The organism is Modestobacter sp. VKM Ac-2978 (genome assembly GCF_026968025.1).
Classification (GTDB): Bacteria; Actinomycetota; Actinomycetes; order Mycobacteriales; family Geodermatophilaceae; genus Modestobacter.
Genome location: NZ_JAPVBP010000004.1, coordinates 119,388 through 136,627, shown reverse-complemented (window position 1 = coordinate 136,627; position 17,240 = coordinate 119,388). Strand labels below are relative to the sequence as shown.

Genomic DNA, 17,240 nt, shown 5'->3' with positions numbered 1-17,240 from the left:
GGCGTCGCGCCGCAGCCGTGTCCCCGGTTCGAGGGAGTCGGTCCTTGGAGGTGTGCGGGACGACGGGCACACTCCCGACGTGATGGACGACGGCCAGGCGACGACAGACCCCGACACCGACCCTGGTGCCGGGCTCCCGGCCCCCCGTGGCGGGGACGCCGGACCGCCGGAGCAGGGCGCGCCCCTGCTGATCCCCGGGGAGACCTGCTGGCGGATCGAGCGGGCCACCCGCTTCGCCGTCTTCGTCGACGCGGCCGAGTACTTCGCCACCCTCAAGCGAGCCGTGCTGCGCGCCGAGCGGCGGGTGCTGTTCATCGGCTGGGACTTCGACCCGCGGATCCGCCTGGACCCGCTGGCCGGTGGCCGGCCGAAGGACGACCGGCTCGGGGCCGTGCTCGAGCACGCGGTGGAGCAGAACCCGCAGCTGGAGGTCGGGGTCCTGCAGTGGGACCTGGGCATGCTGCGCGCGCTCGGCCGGGGGCTGCAGCCGATCGTGCTGCTGGACCGGCGCACCTCCGACCGCCTCACCCTGGCCATCGACACCCACCACCCGGTCGGGGGCGCGCACCACCAGAAGATCGTGGTCGTCGACGACTGCCTGGCCTTCACCGGCGGCATCGACGTCACCGCCGACCGCTGGGACACCTCCGACCACGCCGACACCAACCCGCACCGACGGTCGCCGGCCGCCGGACGCGCCGAGGGCAGGCTCGCCGGGCCGTGGCACGACGCGACCAGCATGCTGACCGGGCCCGCCGCTCGAGCTGTCGCCGAGCTCGCCCGCACGCGGTGGGAGAGCGGCACCGGGCAGCGGCTCGAGCCGCTGCCGGAGGGACGGGAGTGCTGGCCCGAGGAGGTCGAGCCGCTGCTCACCGACGTCGACGTCGCGATCTCCCGCACCCGCCCGGAACACGGCGGCGTGGAGCTGGTCCACGAGATCGAGCTGCTGTGGCTCGCCGGCATCGCTGCGGCCCGTCGTTCGATCTACGTGGAGAGCCAGTACTTCGCCAGCCGCCGGATCGCCGAGGCGATCGGCGAGCGGTTGCGCGAGCCCGACGGTCCCGACGTCGTCGTGCTCAACCCGTGGACCGCCGACGGCTGGCTCTCGGAGAAGGCGATGGGCACGGCGCGCGCCCGGGTGCTGGAACTGATCCGCGAGGCCGACGTCCACGACCGGTTCCGGCTCTACTGTCCGGTGACCGAGCAGCGCGAGCCCATCTACGTGCACGCCAAGGTGGCCGTCATCGACGACCGCCTGCTGCGGCTGGGTTCCAGCAACCTGAACAACCGGTCGATGGGCCTGGACACCGAGTGCGACCTGGCGATCGAGGCGGTCGAGGGACAGCCGGGGGCCGACCGGGTGGCCGCGACGATCGTCGACTTCCGGCACCGGCTGCTGGCCGAGCACCTGGGCTGCACGCCCGACGAGGTCGCCGCCGCGATCACCGACACCGGCTCGCTCGTGCGTGGCATCGAGCGGCTGCGCCGGCCGACCGGCCGGTCGCTGGTGGTGTTCGAGCCGCCGGAGCTCGGCACGGTCGACCGCGCGCTCGCCGAGTCCGAGGTGATGGACCGGGAGAAGACGCCGAACCGGTGGCGCCGGGTGGAGCGGTTCTTCGCCCGCCGCCGTCGGCCACGCAACCGCGTACGCGCCTGACCAGACGATCCAGCCCTCACGGCGTGCCTGCCGTGGGGGCTGGGTCGTCCGGGGTCCCTCGGGCTGGACGTGGTCGTGCAGACAGCGCCCCGGGCCGGGGTCAGGCGGCGCGCCGCAGGACGGGTAGCGCGTCGGCCAGGAAGGTCTCCAGGCCCCGGGCCGGACGCCCGGTCACGCGCTGGACGGCGTCGGTCACGACGGCGAAGCTGCCGGCCTGCACGCGCTCGAACGTCACCGCGGTGATCTCCCGCTCGAAGCCCTCGCTCCCGGCCAGCGCCTCGTCGATGGTGATCTCCCGGTGGGTCATGGGACGCCCGATGGCCCGGGAGATCAGCTCCGCGGTGCGGGGCAGCGAGAGCGCCGCCGGACCGGTGAGCTCGTACACCTGACCGGCGTGCCCCTCGTCGAGCAGGGCGCGCTCGGCCACGGCGGCGATGTCCCGGGCATCGATCCAGGCAAGGCTCGCGCCCCCACTGGCGAACGGCAGCTCGCCGGTGCCGGTGAGCTGGTCGAGGTAGAAGCGGGGGTCGGTGAGCACCTGCATGAACCAGCTCGGCCGCAGCACCGTCCAGCTGTGGCCGCCGGTCCGCACCGCGCGTTCGGCCGCCGGCGCCCACCCGGCCGGGCCGGTGGAGTCGGCGTCCTGCTCGGACAGCAGGACGACGTGCGCCCGGGGTGGCGTCACCTCCAGGAGCGCCCCGATCAGCTCCGGCGCGTCCGCACGATCGGGCCGGACGACGTAGAGCGCGTCGACGCCGTCGGTCGCCGCGGGCCAGCCGGCCGGTCGGTCCCAGGAGAACTCGGTCGGCCGGACCCCGGCGACGTCCACCGTCTCCGGGTCGCTGCTGCCGCCGAGCACCTCGACGCCCGGCCGGGCGACGAGCAGCTCCGCCAGCGGGGCGCCGGTCTTCCCGCGCACCCCGGTGACGAGGACCCGGGTCGTCGTCGTGCCTGCGTGTTCGACCACCATGGGGAACTCCTCCAATTGATTGAGTCACTCAAGTTCCTGCCGCCATGGTGGCACGACTACTTCAGTCCATCAAGTAACCTCGGCGCCGTGGCAGACGACGCGAGCACGCTGCAGCAGCAGATGTGGGACTTCGTGTACGCCTACGACGCGGCGTACGACCGCGCGGCGCAGGCGGTCGGGTTGAGCGCTGCCCAGGCCTGCCTGCTCGGCCAGCTGACCATGGGGGAGCGGTCGATGGGGGAGCTCGCCGTCGAGCTGCTCTGCGACCCGTCCAACGTCACCCAGCTCGTCGCCCGGCTGGAGGCCCGCGGACTGGTGACCCGGGTGCCCGACCCGGCGGACCGGCGCGTCAAGCAGGTCTCGATCACCCCGGCCGGGCGCCGCGAGCACCGCGCCGTCCGGCGGTCCTTCGACTTCCCCGCCGACCGGCTCGGCCGCCTGACGGGGGAGGAGCAGCGGCAGTTGTCCGCGCTGCTGGCCACGATGGCGGCGCCGCCGGGAGACGGCAGTGCCGGGACCTGCGCACCGGCCGACTCGGACCGAGGACGCTGATCCGCAGACTCAGCGAGCCCGGTCCTCGGTCCGCAGCGACTGGTCCTGGGTGGGCGCCCCGGCCGGTGGCTGAGGAAGCGGAGGCGCCACCGGCGGGGCGATGAGCTCCTCGTAGGCGCTGGTGTGTGCCCGCAGCGCGGTGACCGCATCGGCGACCTCGCTGGTCGGCCGCCTGGCCGCGGACGCCACCCGCTCCGCCTGCCGGACCGCGTCGCAGACGTCGGCGAGCGTGTCCAGGTGGGCCCGCGCCTCCAGCTCCAGGTCGTCCCGGGCGGTCGGCTCGGGCACCAGCGCCCGTTGCCGCAGGCGCTGCTCCAACCGACTGCCCTCGGCCTCCAGCGACGGCAGCAGGTCCGGTATCTCGCCGAGGTGGGCGCCGGCGGCCTGCGCGGTCGCCACCTGGCGACGCAGCCGATCCCGGGCGCGGCAGACCTCGAGCTGCAGTTCCGCACAGGAGCGCCGCTGCCCCGGGGGCAGGCGGCGGGCCGCGACGGCGGTGGCGCCCTGCATGCCCAGCTCACGGCTGCGGACGGCGATCTCCCGGCTCCGGGCCACCATCGGGCTGCGCCGGACCCGCCGGACGACCAGCCACCCGGCGAGCACGGCGATCAGCAGGAACGTCACCAGCACGCCACCGAGGATGGCGATCACCGTGGGGTCCAGCGAGAGCAGCCAGGTCAGCTCCTCGTCGGCCCGCACGTCCAGGGCACCGGCGGGGCCGGTCGGCAGCGGGGTGGTCATGGTGCTCCTCGTCCAGGGCGGTGTGCCGGCTCCCGGGACAACGTCCCCACGCGGTCCAGCGGTTCCCCGTGGCTCAGCGGCGTGTGCACCGTTCTCGCAGCACACGCACGCCGGGGCCGGTCAGATCGTCGCAGAAGGCCGCGCGTCCGGCCATGGCCATCGTCAGGGCCAGGGTCGTGCCGGTGACCAGCGGGCCAGCCCCTGCGGCGAAGGGCCCGTCGCTGGCCTGCAGGCGCAGGCCGGCGGCGGCGGTGCGGCTGTTCACGGCGAAGTCCCGGGCGGCGTAGAAGCGGGCGACCTCGGTGACCACGGGCACCGGGGGCCGGCCGGGCAGACCGAGCGGGCGGCGGACGTCCTGCGCGTGCACGACGACCTCGCCGAGCCAGGCCGCGGTGTGCCCGGACGGGGCGGTGGTGCTGTCGACGACCGTGCGGAAGCGCTGCAGCGTCTCGGTGGGGGTGGAGCCGAGGTGCTCGGTCAGCCGTCGGGCGTTGTGCACGTCGGCGTCGAAGCGCGCACCGATCATGCTGACCAGCCAGCGCGCCCGCCCGGTGCTGGCTGCTGCGCTGAGGTGGGCCACCACCTCCTCGACGCTCCACCGCCCGCACAGCGAGGGCTGCGCCCACTGCGCCTCGTCCAGCTCGTCCAGGTCGTCCGCCAGGGCGGCGCGCTCGGCGTGGGCTGCCGCCCACAGGCGCTCGGGGGTGGTGCTGTCGGGCACAGGGGTCTCCAGTCGGATCGGTCGGTGCTGCCTCGTCGACTCGGCCGGACCGCGGGGGTCATCGCTGCCCGCCGCCGCGCCGGAGAGCCGCTCCGGCGCCGATCGATGGAGGTGGGTCCAGCCGGTCGGTCGATGGCACGACGAGGCGCCGTTGCCAGTGTCGTGCCATGCCACTGATCGAGGTCCGCGACCTCCGCAAGACGTACCGCTCCGCCGTGGCCGTCGAGCACGTCGACCTCGACGTCCACGACGGCGAGATCGTCGGCGTGCTCGGGCCCAACGGCGCCGGCAAGACGACGACGGTCGAGTGCATGGCCGGGCTCACCCGTCCCGACCACGGCACGGTCCGCGTGGCCGGGCACGTGCCCTGGCAGGACCGTCGCGCCGTCACCCGCCTGCTGGGCGTGCAGCTGCAGAGCTCCGGGCTGCAGGCCAAGCTCACCGCCCGTGAGGCGGTGGCCATGGTGGCCGCCTTCCACGACGACCCCGCTGATCCGGGCGAGCTCCTCGAGCGCCTCGGCCTGCGGCAGGTCGCGGACACCCGGTACGCCCACCTCTCCGGTGGCCAGCAGCAGCGACTGGCGATCGCCACCGCCCTCGTCGGCCGGCCCCGGGTGGTGCTGCTCGACGAGCTGACCACCGGCCTGGACCCGGAGGCCCGCCGGGACACCTGGCAGCTGGTCCGGGAGGTCCGCGACGGCGGCACCACCGTCGTGCTGGTCACCCACCTGATGGAGGAGGCCAAGCAGCTCTGCGACCGGATCGCCGTCATGGCCGCCGGCCGCGTCGTCGCCGAGGGGACGCCCGAGCAGGTGGTCGCCCGCTCGGCGAACTCGACGCTCATGTCCTTCACCGCTCCCGCCGACGTCCTCCCCGCGGCGGCCCTGTCCGGGTTGCCCGGCGTCGGTGGGGTCGAACGGGGCGGTGACCGGCTCGAGGTCGTCGGCACCGACGACGGCGTCCTCGCGGTGCTCCACGCACTGCAGACCCGTGGCGTGGAGCCGGTCGGCCTGCGGGTCTCCGCCACCACCCTCGACGACGCCTACCTCGACCTCGTCCGCCGTCCCGATGCCGCCCCCGCCCTGCACCGCCCCGATGCCGCCCCCACCCTGCAGGAGTCCGCGTGACCGCCACCCGAACCACCAGCAGCCGTCGGGCCCGCCCGGGCCGGGCCGTCCTGGCCACCGAGGCCCGGCTGTTCCTGCGCGAGCCCGGCTCGCTGTTCTGGATCCTGCTGTTCCCCACTCTGCTGCTGGTCGTGCTCGGCCTCGTCCCGGGGTTCGACGAGCCGTCCGCGGAGTTCGGCGGGGTCAGCTTCGTGGCCGCCTACGTGCCGGTGTCCTGCCTGCTGGCCGCGATCATGGCCGGGGTCACGGCGATGCCGGCGGTGATCAGCGCCTACCGGGAACGTCAGGTGCTGCGCCGGATCGCCACCACCCCGGCCCGGGCCGCGCACGTGCTCGGTGCGCAGGTCGCCCTGCACGCGGCCGCGGTGCTGGTGTCGGTGGTCCTCGTGCTCGCCGTCGGCCGGCTGGCGTTCGGCGTCCCGCTGCCCGCCGCCCTGCCGGCCTGGGCGCTGGCCTACCTGCTCGCGCTGGTCGCCGTGTTCGGCATCGGGGCGCTGGTGTCCGGGGCGGCGCCCTCCTCCCGGGCCGCCTCCACCGTGGGCACCGTCGTCTTCTTCCCGCTCATGTTCACCGCCGGTGTCTGGTACCCGGCGAGCGCGATGAGCGGGCTGGTCCGCGACGTCGTGGCCGCGACGCCGACCGGTGCGGCAGCGCTGGCGTTGGACCGGGCCCAGGCCGGAGAGCTGCCGACCCTGCTGCAGGTGCTGGTCGTCGCCGGCTGGGCCGTCGTGCTGTCGGTCCTGGCGGTGCGATGCTTCCGCTGGCAGTGAGGTCTGCGCAGTGAGCTCCGTGGAGGGGAGGGGCCGGTGACGGGTCCGGCGGCCGCCGTCGAGGTGCGGTGGCGCTTCCTGCTCCGGCGCGGCCCCTACCTGGTCCTCGTCCTGGCCTCCGCGCTCGCCGCCGCGTCGATGCACCTGTTCGACCGGGGGCCGGCAGCGTGGGCTGCCGCGGCGGCGCTGGTCGGCGCGATCGCGGCCGGGCACGCCTGGGTGGTCGACCGCCGGTGGGACCGCCGTCCGGGCGGCCCGGACCGGCTCAGTGCGGTCTACGTCTCCGCCCGCACCGTCGCCGCCTTCGTCCTGGTCCTGATCAACCCGTTCTTCGGGGCCTTCGCCTTCGTCGGCTACTTCGACACGGTCGAGCACGCGCCGCGCCGGCTGGTGACCCCGCTGGTGCTCCTCACCGCGCTCACCCTGGCCGGTGCGCAGTCCGGCGGCCTGCCACCGGCCGACCGGACCCAGGCCGCAGCGTTCCTGGGGCTGTTCGCGCTCAACGCGGGGCTCGTGCTGTTCTTCGTCCGGATGGAGCGTGACGAGCACGCGCTCGCCGCGGCGCGGGTCGCCACCATCGACGAGCTGGAGCGGACCAACGCCCGGCTGGCCGATGCGCTGGCCGAGAACGCCGACCTGCACGCGGCGCTCCTGCAGCGCGCCCGGGAGGCGGGCCGGCACGAGGAGCGGGAGCGGCTGGCCCTGGAGATCCACGACACCATCGCGCAGAGCCTGGTGGGGGTGGTCACCCAGCTGCAGGCGGTCACCGGCGACGCCGCCCCCGCAGCCGTCGCGCAGCGGGTGGACGCGGCGACCGAGCTCGCCCGCGCCGCCCTGGTGGAGGCCCGGCGGTCCGTGGAGGGGCTGTTGCCGTCCCAGCTGGACGACGCCGACGCGCCGGCCGCGCTGGACCGGCTGGTGCGGGACTGGGTGACCCGCACCGGCGCGCGCGCCGAGCTGGTCGTCACCGGCGCGGCCCGGCCCCTGCCCGACGACGCCGAGGCCGTCCTGCTGCGGGTGGCGGGGGAGTCGCTGGCGAACGTCACCCGGCACGCCCGGGCCTCCCGCGTCGGGGTCACGCTGTCCTTCCTCGACGACGAGGTCCTCCTGGACGTCCGGGACGACGGGGTGGGCTTCCCGGCGACCGGGTCCGTCGGCGCGGGGACGGCGGGGGCCCGGTTCGGCCTGCGCGGCATGCGGCAGCGAGCCGAGCGGGTCGGCGGCGAGGTGCTGGTGGAGTCCGAGCCGGGTGGTGGGACGGCGGTCTCGCTGCGACTGCCGGTGGCCCGTGGCTGAGCGGCGCACCGTCCGGGTGGTGCTGGCCGACGACCACCCGGTGGTGCGCGACGGGCTGCGCGGCATGCTCGCCGCGGTGCCGGACGTCGAGGTGGTCGGCGAGGTGGGGGACGGGGTGGCGGCGGTCGCCCTGGTGCGTGCCCTCCGGCCGGACGTCCTGCTGCTGGACCTGCGGATGCCCCGGGGTGACGGGCTGGACGCGATCGTCGCGCTGCGCGAGGACCCGGTGCGGGTGCTGGTCCTCTCCACGTTCGCCACCGCCCGGGACGTGCGCGCGGCGCTCGAGGCCGGGGCCACCGGCTACGTGCTCAAGGACGCCCCCCGCGACCAGCTGGTCGCCGCCGTCCACGCCGCGGCCGACGGGGAGTCGGTGCTGTCCCCGGCGGTGGCCACGCAGGTGGTCACCCGGATGCGCGGCACGTCCGGGACGGAACTGACCGAGCGGGAGGTGGCGGTCCTGCGGCTGGTCGCCCAGGGCACGCCCAACCGGGCGATCGCCGCGAGCCTGTTCGTCAGCGAGGCCACGGTGAAGACGCACCTGGTGCACGTGTTCACCAAGCTGGGCGTGACCGACCGGGCAGCCGCCGTCGCCGCCGCCTACGAGCGCGGCATCCTGCCTGTCTGACGCACGGCGCCGGGCGGGCTCGGCGCCCGGTGCTGGGCTGCCGGCCTGCATCCGCCGCGCCGCCGACGACGGAAGAGCGACGACACCGCCTTCCGGATCAGGAGACGACGTGAACGTCGAGAACACCTTCAGCTACGACTTCTTCCAGTTCACCATCGTGTCCCACGTCTTCACCTTCGGCTACGCCGCGATGGCGGCGGGCTTGGTCTACTTCCTGCTGACCAGCAAGAACTCGCTGCCCCGGTACCAGCTGTCCTCCACCTTGTCCGCGGTCGTGATGCTGTCGGCGTTCCTGGAGCTGTGGGTGATCTCCCAGCGCTGGGACAACGCCTTCAGCTGGGACGGCGAGGCCTTCAGCTCGACGGGCGAGCTGTTCTCCAACGGCTACCGGTACATGAACTGGACGATCGACGTGCCGGTGCTGCTGCTGCAGATGCTGATCGTCCTGGGGGTGACCGGCGCCGCGTTCCGCCGTGGCTGGATCGTCTTCACCGTCGCCGGGCTGGGGATGATCTACACCGGCTACGCCGGCCAGTTCTACGAGGTCGAGCGCAGCGCGCCGTTCTGGATCTGGGGATCGATCAGCACGGTGTTCTTCCTGGTGATCCTGGCGCTGGTGTACCGCACCGTGTACGGCAACGTCGGCCGGCTGCCCGCGGAGGTCCGCCCGCTGGTCAAGGCCGTGTGGTGGCTGCTGCTGGTCTCCTGGATGCTCTACCCCGGCGCCTACCTGATGCCGGCGATCTGGGACTCCGCCGACGGCGTGGTCGCCCGGCAGATCACCTACACCGTCGCCGACGTCACCTCCAAGGTCGTCTACGGCATCCTGCTGGCGATCATCGCCCAGAAGGTGAGCAAGCACGAGGGCCACGACGCGGCCGTCGCCTCCGACGTCACCATGCCCCGCGGCGGCATCACCGACGTGGCGGCTCCCGGTCGGGCTGCCTGATCCGCCGGGTGGCGTCGTGACGGCACGCGCACCGCTGCGGGTGACCGCGCTGACGACCCGGCTGTCGGTCGGGGTCGTCGGCGCGGTCGTCGGGGTGGCCGTGCTGCTGCCCGACCAGCTCTCCGCGTGGGGGCTGGGCGTCCTGGCCGTCGGGGTGCTGGTCGGGTTGCCGCACGGTGCGGTCGACCACCTGGTCCCGGACTGGGTCGCCGGGCGACCGGGGCGGATGCTGCGCCCGGGCGTCCTGGTCGGCTACGCCGTCACCGCACTGGTCGCACTGGGCGCCCTCCTGGTGGCCCCGGTGGTGAGCCTGCTGCTGTTGTTCGTCGTCTCCGCGGTGCACTTCGGCATGGGTGAGGTGGCGTTCGACGCCGAGCGGTCGGGGACCCCGTGGCGGCCCGCGCTGCGGGACGTCGCGCCCGTCGTGGGTCTGGGCGGGGTGCCCGTCGCCGTCCCGCTCGCCCGGTGGCCCGAGGAGGCCGACCGGGTGCTGGCGGCACTGTCCCCGGAGCTGCCGGGGTTGCTGACACCCGGCGTCCGGCAGGCTGCGCTCGCCGTCGTCGGCGTGGCCCTGCTCGGCACCGTCCTCGGTGCGCTGGCCCGCGGCCGGCCCGGATGGGCGGCCGAGGCCGGCCTGCTGGCCGCGCTGTTCACCCTCGCTCCGCCGGCGGCGGCGTTCGGGGCGTACTTCGGTGGCTGGCACGCCGTCCGCCACATCGGGCGCCTGCTCGTGCTCGACCCCCGCAACGGCGAGGACCTGGCGGCCGGCCGGCTCGGCGCCCCGCTGCTCCGCTACGCCACGGCGGCCGCAGTCCCCACCGGGGTGGCCCTCGCCGGCATCGCACTCCTCGTCCTCAGTGCGCAACGACCCGACTGGACGGCCGGCGCGCTGGCCGTCCTCCTCGGCCTCACCGTGCCGCACATGGCGGTGGTGGCGCTGCTCGACCGGCGGACGGCGGCCGGGCTCCGGCACCAGCCCGAGCGGGTGGCCCCGTCGGCGGGCGGCTGAGCGCCGGCGCAGGCCGTCGACACACCGGACGACACGCCTGGGCTGCGCCCGAGTTCGGAGCGGACTTGCCGGTCGTCCCCCCACGGCCCCCCGGACGTTCACCTGCCGAGCCGAGCCTGGGGGTCCCGATGGACCGAGCACAGGAGGAGCACCTCATGACCGGACCGACGAGCACGACGAAGTCCAGCCAGGCGACCAAGGACCAGCCCAGCGCTGCACCCGAGGCCGAGGAGCGGGTCGCCCCGGAGGCGTCCACCGGCTCCGACGTCGAGCTCCGGGAGCTGGCCCGGACCCAGGAGAACGTGGCGCAGCGTGCCCGGCGGCTGGTCGCGGGCGAGCTGGTGGCGTCCGGGCCCGACGGCACGGAGGAGCGCCGGCAGGTCGAGCGCGTGCTCGAGCAGGCCCGCGCCGGCCTGCTCGCCGAGCTGCGCGACCAGGAGCAGGAGCGCGCCCGGCGGCAGCTGCAGCAGGCCGCCACCAGTGGCGAGGACGCCGTCGCCGGGCTCGTCCAGAGCATCACGACCATCGTCCGCGGCATCGTGCCGGCGGCGCTGGTGCGGCCCGAGGACGTCATCGAGGCGACGTTCGCCCTGGCCGACCAGGGGCTGCGGATCAGCCGCCGGCTCGCCCTCACGACGACCAGCAGCGTGCGCAGCCTGTCCACCTCGGCCTGAGGCACGACTCGCGGGCGGCGGCCGGGGGAGCCCCCGGCCGCCGCCCGTGCCGTGGCCGGTGAGCTGACCGCACGGGCTACGAGGCGTCCCGGCGCAGCAGTGACCAGCCGCCGGCGGCCAACGCCGCCCCCGACCAGCCGACCAGCAGCGTCGCCGCCGCGGCTGCCGTCATGTCCGGCTCCCCGAGCAGCAGCCAGACGGCACCGGTGCCCGGCAGCAGCTCCCCGAGGTCGGCCATCCACTCGACACCGAACCCGGGCAGCAGGGCCGGCAGCACCAGCTGGAGCAGGAAGACCGTGGCCAGGGCCCCGGCGGTGCTCCGCAGCAGCAGGCCGACGCCGATCGCCAGCACGCTCCCGGCGGCCAGCACCGCCGCGACCCGGCCGAGGCTGTCGGCCAGGTCGGCCAGGGTCAGGGTCAGGTCGGGCGCGATGAGCCAGGCGGCCACGTCGGCGACCAGCGCGAGCAGCACCCCGGCCACGGTGGCGACGACGACCGGCACGGTGACCCGCGCGGCCAGCAGCACGCCCCGGCGCGGCGTCCACTGCAGGGTCGGGCCGATCGACCCGGTGGCGTACTCCGGGGTGACCGCGAGCAGGGCCAGCACCAGAAGCGCGAACTGGCCCAGCAGGACGCCGAACTCACCGGCGAAGGTCGCCGGCAGGCCGGTCAACGGATCGGCCGGTCCGGTCGCCTCGTCGAAGGCCGCGGTGGCGCCGATGCCCACGACGGTGACCGCGGCCGCCAGCAGGCACCACCACGTCGTCCGGACCGTGCGCAGTCGCAGCCACTCGGCGCCGGCGGCGCGCCGGAAGACGGTCGCCGTCCCCGGTTCGGTGGTCGCCGTCCCCGTCGTCGGGACGGCGAGCTCCGCCGCGCTCATCGCTGCACCAGTCCGGCCGGCTCGGGCGCGACGGCGACCCGGTACTGGACGCTGTCGCCGGTGAGGTCGAGGTAGACCTGCTCCAGCGAGGAGTGCTCCTCGGCCAGCCGGTGCACCGCGACACCGGTCTCCAGCGCGACGTCGCCGACGGTCTCCGCCGTCGTGCCCTCGACCAGCAGGTCGCCGTCCTCGGTGGGGTGCACCTGCAGCCGTCGGCGGCGCAGGGCGCCGACCAGGGCGTCGGGCGACGGGGTCCGCACCCGGACCGACCGCTGCGCACCCTGGCCGCGCATGACCTCCTGCATCGACGCGTCCGCGATCAGCCGGCCGCGGCCGATGATCACCAGGTGGTCGGCGGTCTGCTCCATCTCGCTCATCAGGTGGCTGGACAGCAGCACCGTCCGCCCCTCGTCGGCCAGTCCGCGCACCAGCCGGCGGATCCACCGGACCCCGTCCAGGTCGAGGCCGTTCATCGGTTCGTCGAACAGCAGGACGGCGGGGTCACCGAGCAGCGCGGTCGCGATGCCGAGCCGCTGGCGCATGCCCAGGGAGTAGCCGCGCACCCGCCGCCGGGCCGCGGGGCCGAGCCCCACCTGGTCGACGACGTCGTCCACCCGACGCAGCGGGATGCCGTGCGTGCGAGCGGCGACCCGCAGGTGGTCGCGCCCGCTGCGCCCGGGGTGGACGGCGCCCGCGTCGAGCAGGGCACCGGCGGTCCGGAGCGGCTCGGCCAGCGTGGCGAACGGCCGGCCGGCCACCAGCGCGGAGCCGGCGGTGGGCCGGTCCAGGCCGAGGACCATGCGCATCGTGGTCGACTTGCCCGCGCCGTTCGGGCCGAGGAAGCCGGTCACCTTGCCCGGCTGCACGTCGAAGGTCAGGTCGTCGACGGCCCGGACGGTGCTGGTCCCGCGAACGGACGTGGTGCCGTACTCCTTGGTGAGGCCGCGCACCTGGATCATGCGCGCGGCCCGTCGGTGGCGTGACGGCGTCGCCGCCACGGGAGGGGTGCAGTCATGACACGGAGCGTGTCGGGCCGACCGGCCCGGGCGGATCACCCCACGGTGCCGAGCAGCGTCCCCCACGTGGGGGAGGGGAGCGGGGCGCCGCAGGGGGAGTCGCCGGGCGCGGCGGTGGGCCAGGATCGGGCCGTGCCCCCGACGACCTCCCCGCTCCCGGCGGCCAGGCTCGCCGCCCGGCTGCGGGCGGTGCTGATCGCCGCCCGCCCGGGGTGGCGCGGTCGGGCCCTCTACGCGCTGGCGAGCCTGCCCCTGGGTGCGCTGTACCTGGCGCTGTACCTGGGGCTGATCGGTTCGGTGGTGGCCCTGGTCTACGGCGTCGGCGTCCTGCTGATCCTGCTGGTGCTGGCGGTGACCCGCGGGCTGGCCGGCATGGAGCGCCGGCTGGCCCGCCGACTGCTCGGTGTCGACGTCCCCGAGGGGGAGCGGGTCCGCGACCAGCGCAGCGTCGTCCGCAAGCTCCGGCGGCTGGTCCTCGCGCCCGACACCTGGCGTGCCCTGGGCTGGCTGGGCGCCCGCCTGCTCTTCGGCGTCGCCACGTCCGCCGCCGTCCTCTTCGGTGCCGCCCTCTTCGTGGTGCTGGGCTGGGACGTCGGGTGGAACCCGCTCAACGCGCTCCCGCTGCTGGCGCTCATGGCGCTCGACGTCGTCCTCACCCTGGCGGTGGTCGACCTGCTGGTGCGGCTGTCCGCGTCCGTGGCGCCCCGGTTGCTCGGCACCGCGCCCGAGCAGCGGATCGCCGCGCTGCAGCAGAGCACCCGGCGGCTGGCCGACCGGAACAAGCTGGCCCGCGACCTGCACGACACCATCGGCCACGCGCTGACCGCCAGCCTGCTGCAGGCCACCGCCGCCCGCCGCACGCTGACGCCGGCGGACGACCGGCCGCTGCAGCCGGACTTCGCCCGGCAGGCGCTCGGGCACATCGAGACCAACACCCGGACGGCGCTGGCGGAGCTCGACCGCGTGCTCACCGTGCTCCGGGCCGAGGACGGCGGCCGCGACCCGGTCCCGTTCGCCGCACCGTCGCTGGACGACCTCGAGGACCTGCTCGCCGGACTCCGGGACGGCGGCCTGCCCGTCGAGCTCGTGGTGGACGGCGACGTCGACGACGTGCCCGCCGGCGTCCAGGAGCTGGCCTACCGGGTGGTCCAGGAGGGGACGACGAACGTGCTGCGGCACGCCGGCACCCCGCTGACGGTCGCCCAGGTCGCCCGCAGCGGGGACACCCTCGTCGTCCGGGTGTGCAACGAGCCGGTCGCCCAGCAGGACGGCCGCCCCGGCCCCGGCGGCGGACGCGGGCTGGCCGGTCTCCGGGAGCGGGCGACCGCTGCCGGCGGCACGCTCACCGCCGAGCGGACGCCGTCGGGCGGGTTCGACCTGTGCGTCACCCTGCCGCTGTCGGGTGCGGCGTGACCGCCCTGCGGCTGCTGCTCGTGGACGACGACGTGCTCGTCCGCTCCGGGCTGCGGGTGATCCTGGAGAGCGAGCCCGACCTGACCGTGGTGGGCGATGCCGGCACCGGCCGGGAGGCGCTGGCCGTCGCGGCCGACACCGATCCGGACGTCGTCCTCATGGACGTCCGGATGCCCGACATGGACGGCATCGCGGCGACCGGGCAGCTGGTCGCGCGTGACCCGCAGCGTCCCCGCGTGCTGGTCCTGACCACGTTCGAGGACGACGACTACCTGTTCCGTTCGCTGCAGGCCGGGGCGAGCGGCTTCGCGTTGAAGCGGTCGGACCCGGACTCGCTCGTCGACGCCATCCGGGTCGTCGCCCGGGGGACGTCCCTGGTGCTCCCGGACCTGACCCGCCGGCTCATCGCCTCGCACGCCCCCTCCCGCGCCCGCGGGCCGGCCGCACTGCCGGAGCTGACCGGCCGCGAGGCCGACGTGCTGCGGCTGGTGGCGGGCGGGCTGTCCAACGCCGAGATCGCCACCGAGCTGTTCCTCAGCCGCGAGACGGTGAAGACGCACGTCAGCAGCGTGCTGCTCAAGCTGGGGGCGCGGGACCGGACCCAGGCGGTCATCGCCGCGTACGAGAGCGGCTTCATGACCGGCTGACCGGCGGGCCGGCGGCGCAGGCGCCCGGGCGGCAGACGGTCCTGCACCGGAGGGGTGGCGCGATGAGCTCGGAGGGTGTCCGATGTGGGCCTGCGCATCGATGACGCCCGAGGAGTCTCCATGCTGCGTCCGCGTACCACCCTGGTCGCCCTCACCGCGCTGACTGCCGGCGCCCTCGCGGCCGGCGGGCCCGCGAGCGCCGCGCCGGCCGACCCGTTGCTGGAGAAGCGTCCGTGGGCAGTCGGCACCGGGGGAGCGGTCGCCACGGTCGATGCCGACGCCACCCGGGTGGGCCTTGAGGTCCTGGCCGCCGGCGGGAACGCCGCGGACGCCGCCGTCGCCGCAGCCGCCGCGCTGGGCGTGACGGAGCCCTACTCGGCGGGGGTCGGGGGCGGGGGCTTCTTCCTCTACTACGACGCCGACACCGGAGCGGTCACCTCGATCGACGGCCGGGAGACCGCGCCGCTGGCGATGGGCGCGGGCGCCTTCCTCGACGAGGCAGGGGAACCCCTGCCGTTCGCCGAGGCGGTGGCGAGCGGGCTGTCGGTGGGCACGCCCGGCACGCCGCAGACCTGGGCGACGGCCTTGGCGGAGTTCGGTACCTGGTCGCTCGCGGACGCGCTGCAGGGCGGGATCCGGCTGGCCGACGAGGGCTTCGTCGTCGACGAGACGTTCCGGCAGCAGACCGCGGAGAACGAGGAGAAGTTCCGCACGTTCGAGCCGAGTGCCGAGCTGTTCCTGCCGGGCGGGGCCCTGCCCGAGGTGGGGTCGGTGTTCGCCAACCCCGACCTCGCGGAGACCTACCGGCTGCTGGCGGATGAGGGCGTGGAGCCGTTCTACGCCGGGGAGCTGGCCGGGGAGATCGTGCGGACGGCCCAGGACCCAGCCGAGGCGACGGGCGTCGAGGACGTCCGCGCGGGGCTGCTCGAGGACGTCGACCTGGCGCTGTACGACGCCCTGTTGCGGGAGCCGACCATGGTCGGGTACCGGGGGCTCGAGGTCTACGGGATGGCCCCGCCGTCGAGTGGTGGGTCGACCGTCGGCGAGGCACTCAACATCCTGGAGCCGTTCGACCTCGGTCAGCTGCCCGCCGTGCCGGTGCTGCACCACTACCTGGAGGCCAGTGCGCTGGCCTTCGCGGACCGCAACGCCTACGTCGGCGACCCGGCGTACACCCAGGTGCCGCTGGCCGAGCTGCTCTCCGACGACTTCGCCGCGGAGCGGGCCTGCGCCATCGACCCGGCCGCCGCGCTGGAGAAGCCGACCCCGGCGGGCGACCCGGACGGCGAGTACGGCCCGTGCCCGGCAGCGGGCGAGCTCACGGTGGGGGAGGGCACGGAAGGCCCCTCCACCACGCACCTCACGGTCGGCGATGCCGAGGGCAACATCGCCAGCTACACGCTGACGATCGAGCAGACCGGTGGCAGCGGGATCACGGTGCCCGGCCGCGGGTTCCTGCTCAACAACGAGCTGACCGACTTCACCTTCGCCGCCGCCGACCCCATGACGCCCGAGCCGAACCTGCCCGCCCCGGGCAAGCGGCCGCGCAGCAGCATGGCGCCGACGATCGTGCTGCACGACGGTGAGCCGGTGCTCGCCCTCGGCTCCCCGGGCGGCAGCACGATCATCACGACGGTGCTGCAGACCCTGGTCAACCGCATCGACCGCGACATGAACCTCGCCCTGGCGATCGCCGCGCCCCGGGCCAGCCAGCGGAACACCCCCGCGGTGTCCGCGGAACCGGCGTTCATCGCCGCGTACGGGCCGCCCCTCGAGGCACTCGGGCACGAGTTCAGCGTCGTGGAGGAAATCGGTGCGGCCACCGGCATCGAGTACCTCCCGGGCGGCCTGCTGCTGGCCGCCGCGGAGCCCGACCGCCGCGGCGGTGGCAGCGCGGGTGTCGTGCGCGACCTCCTCGACAACCCTCGCAGCCGTACCGGACGTGCCCGGCCTCGCCCCCGGGCTCGGCGACGAGTGACGGTCCGCAGCAGGCCGAACGACAGGAGAGCCCCGTGACCACACCAGATGCACCGGACCCCGACGCCCGCCGGCCGGACGCCGACCCGCCACAGGCGGACGGCCGCGGCGTGGAGATCGGCCTGTCGGACGACGACGGCGGGACGTTCGAGCCCGAGGAGGACCCGGGCGACGCACCGTCCGCGTGATCCCCGCCGCCGACCAGGCCCGGAC

Annotated in this window: 18 protein-coding genes; 13 read left to right on the top strand and 5 right to left on the bottom strand. The window is 75.2% G+C overall.

Features of this window, described 5'->3' with window-relative positions; genetic code table 11:
* The first annotated feature begins 82 nt into the window (after window positions 1-82).
* Window positions 83-1,657, top strand: coding sequence for a phospholipase D-like domain-containing protein (locus O2W53_RS11645; RefSeq protein WP_269163195.1), 1,575 nt, complete (start codon window positions 83-85; stop codon window positions 1,655-1,657).
* 100 nt (window positions 1,658-1,757) lie between these two features.
* On the opposite strand, the gene O2W53_RS11640 is transcribed toward O2W53_RS11645, so the two are convergent.
* A complete protein-coding gene (locus tag O2W53_RS11640; RefSeq protein WP_269163193.1) occupies window positions 1,758-2,627 on the bottom strand; it encodes an NmrA family NAD(P)-binding protein in 870 nt (289 codons plus the stop codon).
* Window positions 2,628-2,714: 87 nt separating this feature from the next.
* On the opposite strand from O2W53_RS11640, the gene O2W53_RS11635 reads away from it, so the two are divergent.
* On the top strand, window positions 2,715-3,179 hold the full coding sequence (locus tag O2W53_RS11635; RefSeq protein WP_269163191.1) for a MarR family winged helix-turn-helix transcriptional regulator: 465 nt from the start codon (window positions 2,715-2,717) through the stop codon (window positions 3,177-3,179).
* A 9-nt stretch (window positions 3,180-3,188) separates the two neighbouring features.
* On the opposite strand, the gene O2W53_RS11630 is transcribed toward O2W53_RS11635, so the two are convergent.
* A complete protein-coding gene (locus tag O2W53_RS11630) occupies window positions 3,189-3,920 on the bottom strand; it encodes a hypothetical protein (protein ID WP_269163189.1) in 732 nt (243 codons plus the stop codon).
* 73 nt (window positions 3,921-3,993) lie between these two features.
* A complete protein-coding gene (locus tag O2W53_RS11625) occupies window positions 3,994-4,641 on the bottom strand; it encodes a maleylpyruvate isomerase family mycothiol-dependent enzyme (RefSeq protein ID WP_269163188.1) in 648 nt (215 codons plus the stop codon).
* Window positions 4,642-4,808: 167 nt separating this feature from the next.
* On the opposite strand from O2W53_RS11625, the gene O2W53_RS11620 reads away from it, so the two are divergent.
* The 7 genes from O2W53_RS11620 to O2W53_RS11590 all read left to right on the top strand — a co-directional run bounded on the left by O2W53_RS11620 (window position 4,809) and on the right by O2W53_RS11590 (window position 11,091).
* Window positions 4,809-5,768 (top strand): ABC transporter ATP-binding protein, encoded by a 960-nt coding sequence (locus tag O2W53_RS11620; RefSeq protein WP_269163186.1) that lies wholly within the window; start codon window positions 4,809-4,811, stop codon window positions 5,766-5,768.
* Entirely contained in the window at window positions 5,765-6,538 is a 774-nt protein-coding gene (locus tag O2W53_RS11615; protein WP_269163184.1) for an ABC transporter permease, read from the top strand. The genes O2W53_RS11620 and O2W53_RS11615 overlap by 4 nt, the downstream gene beginning before the upstream one ends.
* Before the next feature lie 36 nt (window positions 6,539-6,574).
* The gene (locus tag O2W53_RS11610) at window positions 6,575-7,834 is read left to right on the top strand and encodes a sensor histidine kinase (protein ID WP_269163182.1); all 1,260 of its coding nucleotides are present in this window, start codon (window positions 6,575-6,577) and stop codon (window positions 7,832-7,834) included.
* A complete protein-coding gene (locus tag O2W53_RS11605) occupies window positions 7,827-8,459 on the top strand; it encodes a response regulator (protein ID WP_036336101.1) in 633 nt (210 codons plus the stop codon). Before O2W53_RS11610 ends, O2W53_RS11605 begins: the two co-directional genes overlap by 8 nt.
* Before the next feature lie 109 nt (window positions 8,460-8,568).
* Complete coding sequence (locus tag O2W53_RS11600) at window positions 8,569-9,408, top strand: bacteriorhodopsin (RefSeq protein ID WP_269163178.1); 840 nt, start codon at window positions 8,569-8,571, stop codon at window positions 9,406-9,408.
* A 16-nt stretch (window positions 9,409-9,424) separates the two neighbouring features.
* The gene (locus O2W53_RS11595; protein WP_269163176.1) at window positions 9,425-10,417 is read left to right on the top strand and encodes a Brp/Blh family beta-carotene 15,15'-dioxygenase; all 993 of its coding nucleotides are present in this window, start codon (window positions 9,425-9,427) and stop codon (window positions 10,415-10,417) included.
* A 155-nt stretch (window positions 10,418-10,572) separates the two neighbouring features.
* Window positions 10,573-11,091 (top strand): hypothetical protein, encoded by a 519-nt coding sequence (locus O2W53_RS11590; RefSeq protein ID WP_269163174.1) that lies wholly within the window; start codon window positions 10,573-10,575, stop codon window positions 11,089-11,091.
* A 76-nt stretch (window positions 11,092-11,167) separates the two neighbouring features.
* Here the strand turns inward: O2W53_RS11590 and O2W53_RS11585 are convergent, their stop codons facing one another.
* Window positions 11,168-11,974, bottom strand: a complete 807-nt coding sequence (locus O2W53_RS11585) for a hypothetical protein (protein ID WP_269163173.1) — start codon at window positions 11,972-11,974, stop codon at window positions 11,168-11,170.
* Complete coding sequence (locus O2W53_RS11580) at window positions 11,971-12,933, bottom strand: ABC transporter ATP-binding protein (protein ID WP_269163171.1); 963 nt, start codon at window positions 12,931-12,933, stop codon at window positions 11,971-11,973. The genes O2W53_RS11585 and O2W53_RS11580 overlap by 4 nt, the downstream gene beginning before the upstream one ends.
* 189 nt (window positions 12,934-13,122) lie before the next feature.
* Between O2W53_RS11580 and O2W53_RS11575 the strand changes: the two genes are divergently transcribed.
* The 4 genes from O2W53_RS11575 to O2W53_RS11560 all read left to right on the top strand — a co-directional run bounded on the left by O2W53_RS11575 (window position 13,123) and on the right by O2W53_RS11560 (window position 17,215).
* Window positions 13,123-14,403 carry a sensor histidine kinase gene (locus tag O2W53_RS11575; RefSeq protein WP_269163170.1) on the top strand — a complete coding sequence of 427 codons (1,281 nt, stop codon included), beginning with the start codon at window positions 13,123-13,125 and terminating at the stop codon, window positions 14,401-14,403.
* The gene (locus tag O2W53_RS11570; RefSeq protein ID WP_269163169.1) at window positions 14,400-15,050 is read left to right on the top strand and encodes a response regulator; all 651 of its coding nucleotides are present in this window, start codon (window positions 14,400-14,402) and stop codon (window positions 15,048-15,050) included. Before O2W53_RS11575 ends, O2W53_RS11570 begins: the two co-directional genes overlap by 4 nt.
* Window positions 15,051-15,170: 120 nt before the next feature.
* On the top strand, window positions 15,171-17,066 hold the full coding sequence (gene ggt, locus O2W53_RS11565; protein ID WP_269163168.1) for a gamma-glutamyltransferase: 1,896 nt from the start codon (window positions 15,171-15,173) through the stop codon (window positions 17,064-17,066).
* Window positions 17,063-17,215: a hypothetical protein gene (locus tag O2W53_RS11560; RefSeq protein ID WP_269163167.1), complete on the top strand. Its 153-nt coding sequence runs from the start codon at window positions 17,063-17,065 to the stop codon at window positions 17,213-17,215. The genes ggt and O2W53_RS11560 overlap by 4 nt, the downstream gene beginning before the upstream one ends.
* Window positions 17,216-17,240 lie beyond the last annotated feature (25 nt).